The sequence below is a fragment of the Microbacterium sp. B19 genome (assembly GCF_000333395.1).
Classification (GTDB): domain Bacteria; phylum Actinomycetota; class Actinomycetes; order Actinomycetales; family Microbacteriaceae; genus Microbacterium.
Map to the genome: position 1 here is coordinate 1 of NZ_BADA01000095.1, position 9,222 is coordinate 9,222.

Below are 9,222 nucleotides of genomic sequence, written 5' to 3' on the forward strand. Positions count from 1 at the left end.
CCCTCAGCCCGCGGTCGACCAAGCTCTCGCGGACCGCAACGGGTCCGGCATCCAGGAGACCGTCGAACACGTCCTCGTCGTCAAGCGCGGCGAGAACGACGTCGAGTGGATCGACGACCGCGACATCTGGTGGCACGACGTCGTGCCGCAGGCCTCGGCCGAGCACGAGGCCGAAGCGTTCCCCGCCGAGAACCCGCTGTTCATCCTCTACACCTCGGGCACGACCGGGAAGCCGAAGGGCATCCTGCACACCTCGGGCGGCTACCTCACGCAGGCGGCGTTCACGAATCGGGTCGTCCACGACGTGCACCCCGAGACCGACGTCTACTGGTGCACCGCCGACATCGGCTGGATCACCGGCCACACCTACGTCACCTACGGCCCGCTCGCCAACGGCGCGACGCAACTCCTCTTCGAGGGCACCCCCGACACCCCGCACCCGGGACGCTGGTGGGAGCTCATCCAGAACCACGGCGTCACCGTCTTCTACACCGCGCCCACCGCGATCCGGTCGTTCATGAAGATCGGCCGCGACGTGCCGCAGAGCTTCGACCTGTCGTCGCTGCGCCTGCTCGGATCGGTCGGCGAACCCATCAACCCCGAGGCGTGGATCTGGTACCGCGACATCATCGGCGCCGACCGCGCGCCGATCGTCGACACGTGGTGGCAGACCGAGACCGGGGCGATCATGATCTCGGCGCTCCCCGGCGTCACCGAGACGAAGCCCGGCTCGGCGCAGGTGCCGCTCCCCGGCATCTCGATCGACGTCGTCGACGACGCCGGCGAACCCGTCGGGCACGGCAACGGCGGACTCCTCGTCATCACCGAGCCGTGGCCGTCGATGCTGCGCGGGATCTGGGGCGACCCCGACCGCTTCGTCGAGACGTACTGGGAGAAGTTCGCCGACAAGGGCTACTACTTCGCCGGCGACGGCGCCCGCCTCGACGACGACGGCGACGTGTGGCTGCTCGGTCGCGTCGACGACGTCATGAACGTCTCGGGCCACCGGCTGTCGACCGCCGAGATCGAGTCGGCCCTCGTCGGCCACGAGGGCGTCGCCGAGGCCGCGGTCGTCGGCGCGTCCGACGAGACCACCGGTCAGGCCGTCGTCGCCTTCGTCATCATCAAGAGCCGCTACATGAAGAAGAACGGAGTCGACGGACTCGGCGACGTCCTCCGCAAGTGGGTCGGCGAGCAGATCGGCCCGATCGCCCGTCCGCGAGATGTCTACATCGTGGGCGAGCTGCCCAAGACCCGGTCGGGCAAGATCATGCGCCGCCTCCTCCGCGACGTCGCCGAGGGTCGCGAGGTCGGCGACACCACCACCCTCGCCGACACGGCGGTCATGAGCGTGATCAGCGCCCAGGTGAAGTGAGTCGCCCGCACTGACCTCCCCGTCGAAGGTCCCGGATGCCGCCGGCGTGGCATCCGGGACCTTCGCCGTTTCGCGCATCTGTATACGCTGCGCGCAATCGCGAGGTCTCTTGCGCATCTCTTCGCCCTTTGTGTATACACTGAGGGGATCAACGGCGAGGAGGGATGCCATGCGGGCCAGCGACCGCGCGTACTCCGTGCTCCTCGACGACATCCAGACCGGTGTGCTCGCGCCGGGAACCGTCCTCGGCGAGGTCGAGCAGTCCGCCCGCCTCGGCGTGAGCCGGACGCCCCTCCGCGCGGCGCTCGCCCGCCTCACCGCCGACGGGCTCGTCACCCAGACCTCCCCGCGGGTCACCGTCGTCACCGCGGTCGACGCGGGTGACATCCGGTCGTTGTTCGTCGCGCGGCGCGCCCTCGAGGAGACCGCCGTGCGCCTGGCGTCCGCGTCCCCCCGCGCGGCCGATTTCGCCGCGCTGGCCGCGGCGTTCGACGACGTGCACCTCGACCGCGAGGAGGCGCGCGACGACTACTACCGCCTCATCGCCGATTTCGACGCGGCACTCGACACTGCCGCCGCGAACGACTACCTCACCGCGGCTCTCCGCACGGTCCGCACCCACCTCGTCCGCGTGCGCCGCCTCGCCCGCGACCAGCCCGAGCGGCTCTCCGCCTCCGTCGCGGAGCACCGGCTCATCGCCGCCGCCATCGCCGCGAGCGACGCCGATCTCGCCGCGCACGCCACCCACGTGCACCTGCACAACGCCCTGACGAGCATCCTCGAGTCCCTCGACGACGCCGCGCCCTCGCCCCATCGAAAGGCCCTCGCATGACGATCACCCACCACCTCCGCGTGCACCGCAGCGACGAGAACCTCGCGCGCGAGGGGCAGCTCGCGTGGGCCCTGGCACGCATCGCCGTAGACCCGGTCGCGGTCGATGCGGACGTCGTCGACATGATCATCAACCGCGTCATCGACAACGCCGCGGTCGCCGCCGCCTCGCTCACCCGTCGGCCCGTGAGCGCGGCACGCCAGCAGGCGCTCGACCACGCGGTCTCGATCGGCGGCGTCGGAGCGACGATCTTCGGCTGCGCGATCGAGCGTCGGTCCAGCCCCGAGTGGGCCGCGTGGGCGAACGGCGTCGCGGTCCGCGAACTGGACTACCACGACACGTTCCTCGCCGCGGAGTACTCGCACCCGGGCGACAACATCCCGCCCGTGGTCGCGGTCGCCCAGCACACCGGACGGGACGGCGCCGCGGTGGTCCGCGCGCTCGCGACGGCCTACGAGGTGCAGATCGACCTCGTCCGCGCGATCTCGCTGCACAAGCACAAGATCGACCACGTCGCGCACCTCGGCCCCTCCGCGGCCGCGGGCATCGGCACCCTGCTCGACCTCGATCAGGAGACGATCTACCAGGCGATCGGCCAGGCCCTCCACACCACCACCGCCACGCGGCAGTCCCGCAAGGGCGAGATCTCGACGTGGAAGGCGCACGCCCCGGCCTTCGCCGGGAAGATGGCGGTCGAAGCCGTCGACCGCGCGATGCGCGGCGAGACCAGCCCCTCCCCCATCTACGAGGGCGAGGACGGCGTCATCGCCTGGATGCTGGGCGGCCCGGATGCCACCTACGACGTGCCGCTTCCCGCCGAGGGCGAGTCCAAGCGCGCGATCCTCGACTCGTACACGAAGGAGCACTCCGCCGAGTACCAGGCGCAGGCGTGGATCGACCTCGCACGCCGCCTCGGCACGGAACGCCCTGAACTGCGCGACCCGGAGAACGTGGCATCCATCGTCCTGCACACCAGCCACCACACGCACTACGTGATCGGCTCGGGGTCGGGCGACCCGCAGAAGTACGACCCGACCGCGTCGCGCGAGACGCTCGACCACTCGATCCCGTACATCTTCGCGGTGGCTCTGCAGGACGGGGCGTGGCACCACGTCGACTCCTACACACCCGAGCGGGCCGGCCGCGAGGACACAGTCGCGCTGTGGCACAAGATCACCACGGCCGAGGATGCCGAGTGGACGCGCCGCTACCACTCCGAAGAACCGAACGAGAAGGCCTTCGGCGGTCGCGTGGTCATCACACTGACGGACGGGTCGGTGGTCGAGGACGAGATCGCCGTCGCCGACGCGCATCCGCTCGGCGCGCGACCGTTCGCCCGCGAGGACTACGTGCGCAAGTTCCGGCTGCTCGCCGAGCCCGTGCTGACGCCCGAGGAAATCGAGCGCTTCCTCGGCCTCGCCGAGCGGCTGCCCGAGCTCACCCCGGCCGAGGTGCAGCAGCTCACGATCGTCGCGAAGCCGGGCGTCCTGGCTCTCGCCCCGGCGCCGAAGGGCCTGTTCTGATGCTGTACGCCCAGACCACTCCGGCGCAGAAGCGCCGCGCGCTGCGCGAGAAGCTGGCATCCGGCGAACTCGTCCGCTTCCCGGGCGCCTTCAACCCCCTCTCGGCACGCCTCATCGAGCGCAAGGGCTTCGAGGGCGTCTACATCTCGGGCGCCGTGATCTCGGCCGACCTGGGACTCCCCGACATCGGCCTCACGACGCTCACCGAAGTCGCCGGCCGCGGGCAGCAGATCGCGCGCATGACGGAGCTCCCGGCGATCATCGACGCCGACACCGGCTTCGGCGAGCCGATGAACGTCGCCCGCACGATCCAGACGCTCGAGGACGCGGGACTCGCCGGCGCCCACATCGAGGACCAGGTCAACCCGAAGCGCTGCGGCCACCTCGACGGCAAGAGCGTCGTGGATGCCGACACGGCGATCAAGCGCATCCGCGCGGCCGTGGATGCCCGCCGCGACCCGGACTTCCTCGTCATCGCGCGGACCGATGTGCGGGCGGTTGAGGGACTGGATGCCGCGATCGACCGCGCGAAGGCCCTCGTCGACGCCGGCGCGGACGTGGTGTTCCCCGAGGCGATGCGCGACCTCGGCGAGTTCGCCGCCATGCGCGAAGCCCTCGGCGTTCCGATCCTTGCGAATATGACCGAGTTCGGGAAATCCGACCTCTTCTCCACAGATCAGCTGCGCGACGTCGGCGTGAACATGGTCATCTGGCCCGTGTCGCTCCTGCGCCTCGCGATGGGCGCCGCCGAGCGCGGCCTGGACGCGCTGGCATCCGCGGGTCATCTCCGCGACCAGCTCGGCGAGATGCAGCACCGCGCCGACCTGTACGACCTCATCGACTACGAGCACTACACGCGGTTCGACGCGAGCGTGTTCGATTTCACGGTCGCCGACAGCCGAGCCACGAAGGAGTGAGCATGACCGACGTCGAGATCAAGAAGGGCCTGGCCGGGGTGACGGTGGACTACACCGCCGTCAGCAAGGTCAACCCCGAGACCAACAGCCTCCTCTACCGCGGGTACCCGGTGCAGGAGCTCGCCGCGACGCAGTCGTTCGAGGCCGTGGCCCTGCTGCTGTGGAACGGTGAACTGCCGACCCGCGAGGAGCTGCGCGAGTTCGAGGCGTTCGAGCGGTCCCATCGCGCGCTCGATGACGCCGTCCGGACGACCATCGACCTCCTGCCGCTCGACGCCCACCCGATGGACGTCGTGCGGACCGCGGTGTCGGTGGTCGGGGCGCTCGCGCCGGCGGCCGAGGTCGCCGACAACTCCGCGGCCTCCGATCTCGCGAAGGCGAAGCTGCTGTTCGCGAAGATCCCCGCGATCGTGGCCTACGACCAGCGACGCCGTCGCGGCGAGGCGATCGTCGACCCGCGGGCCGACCTCGACTACTCGCGCAACTTTCTCTGGATGACGTTCGGCGAGGAGGCCGACGAGATCGTCGCCCGCGCGTTCGCGGTGTCGATGGTGCTGTACGCCGAGCACTCGTTCAACGCATCGACCTTCACGGCGCGCGTGATCACGTCGACCACCGCCGACCTCTACTCCGCCGTCGTCGGCGCGATCGGCGCGCTCAAGGGCGCGCTGCACGGCGGCGCCAACGAAGCCGTGATGCACATCTTCGACGAGATCGGTTCCGCCGAGAACGTCGGGCCGTGGCTCGACACGGCTCTCGCCGAGAAGCGCAAGATCATGGGCTTCGGCCACCGCGTCTACAAGAAGGGCGACTCGCGCGTCCCGACGATGAAAGCAGCGCTCGACACGCTCGTCGAGCACTACGACGCCCACGACCTCGCCGCCCTGTACGACGCGCTCGAGGCCGAGTTCGTCGAACGCAAGGGCATCTACCCGAACCTCGACTACCCGTCGGGTCCGGCGTACCACCTCATCGGATTCGACACCCCGACCTTCACGCCGCTGTTCGTCGCCGCCCGCATCACGGGGTGGACGGCGCACATCATCGAGCAGGCGGCATCCAATGCCCTGATCCGTCCGCTGTCGGCCTACGCCGGCGTGGACGAACGGCACATCGAGGGATACGTGGCCACCGACGCCGAGCGAGAGGTCGCCGAACGCGAGCCGGAGGCGCAGTAGCGCCCCGCCCGCGCGGCGGCCCGTCAGGCGACGGTGAAGACGACCTCGACCTCGACCGGGCTGTCCAGCGGGAGCACGGGCACGCCGACGGCCGAGCGCGCGTGCGCGCCGGCTTCGCCGAACACTTCGCCGAGGAACTCGCTCGCCCCGTTGATCACGCCGGGCTGGCCGGTGAATTCGGGAACGGATGCCACGAACCCGGTGATCTTCAGAACACCGGTGATGTTGTCGACGCCACCGACGAGCGATGCGGCGGCCGCGAGGGCGTTGAGGGCGCTCTGACGGGCGTAGGTCTTGGCATCCGCCGGGGACACCAGGCCTTCGCCCTCGCCGACCTTGCCGGTCGCGGGCAGCGACCCGTTCACCATCGGCAGCTGACCGGACGTGTGGACGAGGTCGCCGTGGCGCTTCGCGGGGATGTAGGCGGCGACCGGGGGAACGACGCCGGGAACCTCGACACCGAGCGCGGCGAGGCGCTCCGCGACGCTCACTGCTGACCCTCGAACTGGCGCGCGGCGGTCGCGGCGGCACCGAGGCCTGCGTTGGCCTCTCCCCCGCCGACGGGGCGCTTGAAGTACGCCACCAGGCCGCCTTCGGGGCCGGTGACGACCTGGACGAGCTCCCAGCCCTGCTTGCCCCAGTTGTTGAGGATCGCGGCGGTGTTATGGATCAGCAGCGGCGTGGTGAGGTATTCCCACGTGGTCATCGGGGCTCCCGGCGGGTCGGCTCGGCGGTCGAGCGAGAGGGTGGACGCGGACGCGTGCGAGCGCACGCCTTCGAGGCATCGCCCAGCAACGTCGCTTAGCATCAAGCCTATGCCTGAGAACAAACGTACGGCCAGCGGCGCCCTCGGCGGCATCGTCGGTCTCGTCGGCCTGAGCGCGGCCGCCGGCGTCCTCGTGACCGCGGCAGTGACCCCGGCGATCGCCGTTTCGGGCCTTGCCGCGTCGAGCGCGATCACGATCTTCGACAACATGCCGAGCTACCTGCAGCCCGACCAGCTCATGCTGCCCACCACGCTCATGGCCGGCGATCAGGTGCTCGCGAAGTTCTATGACCAGAACCGCTCGCCCGTGACGTTCGACCAGATCAACCCGGTGATGTACGACGCGATCCTCTCGTCCGAGGATCCGCGCTACTACCAGCACGGCGGGGTCGACCTCATCGGCACCACCCGCGCACTGCTGAGCAACGCCGCCGGCGGCGAGACTCAGGGTGGTTCCTCGATCAGCCAGCAGTACGTCAAGAACGTGCTCGTCCAGCGCTGCGAGCGCGACGCCAAGGCGACCGACGCCGTGGAGGCCACCGACACCACGCCCGCGATTCCCGCGATGACCCGCGACGAGGCACTGCAGGCGTGCGCGGAGGAAGCGATCCAGGCGCAGGGGACCGCGGGATACCAGCGCAAGCTGCAGGAGATGCGGTACGCGGTGCAGCTCGAGAAGCAGTACACCAAGGACCAGATCCTCCTCGGCTACCTCAACATCGCCAACTTCGGCGGGGTGACGTACGGCATCGACGCCGCCGCGCGGTACTACTTCAACGTCCCGGCCTCGCAGCTGAACATCGGCCAGTCGGCGATCCTTGCCGGCATGGTGCAGAACCCGAACCGTTTCCGCATCGACCGTGAAGGCGGATCCATCGTCGACGACGACGGGACCACCTACAACAAGAAGGCCGACGGCTCGATCGACGACGTCGACCAGAGCACGATCCAAGCCCTCTACACGCTGCGCGACAACGGTGAGATCACGCAGGAGCAGCTCGTCAATGCCGCCGACGGCTACAGCGAGACCAAGGGTCGTCAGCTGTATGTCCTCAGCCGCATGGAAGCCGACGGCAAGATCACGCACGAGCAGTACGTGCAGTACGCGATCGAACCGATCACCCCGCAGATCACGCCGACCGAACAGGGCTGTGGAGCCTCCAAGGCGCCGTACTTCTGCCAGCTGGTCGTCGGGCAGATCCTCAGCGACCCCGCGTTCGGCACCGAAGACGACGACCGCGTGCGCGCGCTCCGCCAGGACGGTCTGACGATCCAGACGACGCTCGACTGGCGCGTACAGGATGCCGCGCAGAGCACGATGAACGAGATCGTGCCGGCGAGCACCGAGGGTCTGGCTCTCGGATCCACCGCCCTGACGCTCGAGGCGAAGACGGGTCGCGTCCTCGCCCTCACGCAGAACACGAAGTTCACGCAGGACCCGACGCAGGCCGAGAGCGATCCGTCCTACAGCTCGATCGTCTTCGCCGGCGACAAGGACAACGGCGGGTCCATCGGCTTCAACGCGGGATCGACGTTCAAGATCTTCACGCTCGTCGACTGGCTCGAGAAGGGCCGTTCCCTCAATGAGCAGTTGAACGGACGCCTGGGTCCCGTGCCGAACATGAAGAACTCGTGCGGGAACGACTGGATCAACACCAGCAACTACAAGATCAACAACTTCGCCAACAACCCCGGATACGTGGGGACGCCGATGCGCTTCACGCGCGACTCCCTGAACACGGGTTACCTGGCGATGGCTGCCCAGCTCGATCTGTGCGACATCGCCAACGTGGCCAAGAAGATGGGAGTCGGCACGACCGGTGACGGCAAGCCGATCCAGATGGCCGTCGCCAACGAGGTCATCGGAAGCGACAACGTCTCGCCGCTCGCCATGGCGGGCGCCTTCGCGACCGTCGCCAACGGCGGATCGCACTGCCAGCCGAAGCTGATCGACAAGGTGACGGATGCCGACGGCGCAGACCACCGGATCCCGGCTCGGACGTGCGACTCGGTGCTGTCGCCCGAGATCGCGGCGACCGCGGCCTACGCCCTGCAGGGCGTCATGACCGGCGGCGGCACGGGCCAGGCGGCCAACCCCAACGACGGAACGCCGGTCCTCGGCAAGACGGGCACGCACGAGGCCCACGAGACCTGGATGATCGAGTCCTCGACCAACGCGACGACCGCGGTCTGGGTCGGCAACTGGGACGGTGGACAGGAGACCCTGTTCGGCAAGTACGCCAACGGCTACCAGCTGAGCGACATGCGCTACGCCGTGGCCAAGAGGATCCAGAGCGCCGCCGACGAGTTCTACGGCGGCGACCGCTTCCCCGACCCCGCGCAGAACCTGCTGCGGACAGTCCAGCGGGACGTGCCCAACGTGGTCGGCCGCAGCATCGACGACGCGACGAGCACGCTGGAACGCGCAGGGTTCAGCGTGACCGTGGGCGACCCGGTGGACGCGGAGTTCGGCGGCGACAAGGTGGCCGCGCAGAGCCCGAGCGGTTCGGCAGCGGCAGGTTCGACCATCACGATCAGCCCCGGCAACGGCCAGGGTGGAACGGTTCCCGACGTGACCGGCCAGAACCTCAATGCCGCCCAGGCCGCGCTGAAGTCGGCCGGCTACAACAA

General features: G+C 69.3%; 8 protein-coding genes. 6 read left to right on the top strand and 2 right to left on the bottom strand.

Going from position 1 to position 9,222, the window contains the following annotated elements:
• The 5 genes from I5G_RS03235 to I5G_RS03255 all read left to right on the top strand — a co-directional run.
• The coding region (locus I5G_RS03235) for an acetate--CoA ligase (protein WP_022877771.1) at window positions 1-1,375 on the top strand (1,375 nt) is incomplete at its 5' end.
• A gap of 169 nt (window positions 1,376-1,544) precedes the next feature.
• Complete coding sequence (locus tag I5G_RS20315; RefSeq protein ID WP_022877772.1) at window positions 1,545-2,207, top strand: GntR family transcriptional regulator; 663 nt, start codon at window positions 1,545-1,547, stop codon at window positions 2,205-2,207.
• Window positions 2,204-3,730 (top strand): MmgE/PrpD family protein, encoded by a 1,527-nt coding sequence (locus tag I5G_RS03245; protein WP_022877773.1) that lies wholly within the window; start codon window positions 2,204-2,206, stop codon window positions 3,728-3,730. Before I5G_RS20315 ends, I5G_RS03245 begins: the two co-directional genes overlap by 4 nt.
• Complete coding sequence (gene prpB / locus I5G_RS03250) at window positions 3,730-4,647, top strand: methylisocitrate lyase (protein WP_022877774.1); 918 nt, start codon at window positions 3,730-3,732, stop codon at window positions 4,645-4,647. The genes I5G_RS03245 and prpB overlap by 1 nt, the downstream gene beginning before the upstream one ends.
• Window positions 4,648-4,649: 2 nt before the next feature.
• Window positions 4,650-5,825 carry a bifunctional 2-methylcitrate synthase/citrate synthase gene (locus I5G_RS03255; protein WP_026095615.1) on the top strand — a complete coding sequence of 392 codons (1,176 nt, stop codon included), beginning with the start codon at window positions 4,650-4,652 and terminating at the stop codon, window positions 5,823-5,825.
• Between the two features lie 23 nt (window positions 5,826-5,848).
• On the opposite strand, the gene I5G_RS03260 is transcribed toward I5G_RS03255, so the two are convergent.
• Together I5G_RS03260 and I5G_RS03265 are read right to left on the bottom strand one after the other, a co-directional pair.
• On the bottom strand, window positions 5,849-6,316 hold the full coding sequence (locus I5G_RS03260) for a RidA family protein (protein WP_022877776.1): 468 nt from the start codon (window positions 6,314-6,316) through the stop codon (window positions 5,849-5,851).
• Entirely contained in the window at window positions 6,313-6,531 is a 219-nt protein-coding gene (locus I5G_RS03265; RefSeq protein ID WP_026095616.1) for a hypothetical protein, read from the bottom strand. Before I5G_RS03265 ends, I5G_RS03260 begins: the two co-directional genes overlap by 4 nt.
• 109 nt (window positions 6,532-6,640) lie before the next feature.
• On the opposite strand from I5G_RS03265, the gene I5G_RS03270 reads away from it, so the two are divergent.
• Window positions 6,641-9,222: transglycosylase domain-containing protein (locus I5G_RS03270; RefSeq protein ID WP_022877778.1), on the top strand; the 2,582-nt coding region annotated here is incomplete at its 3' end.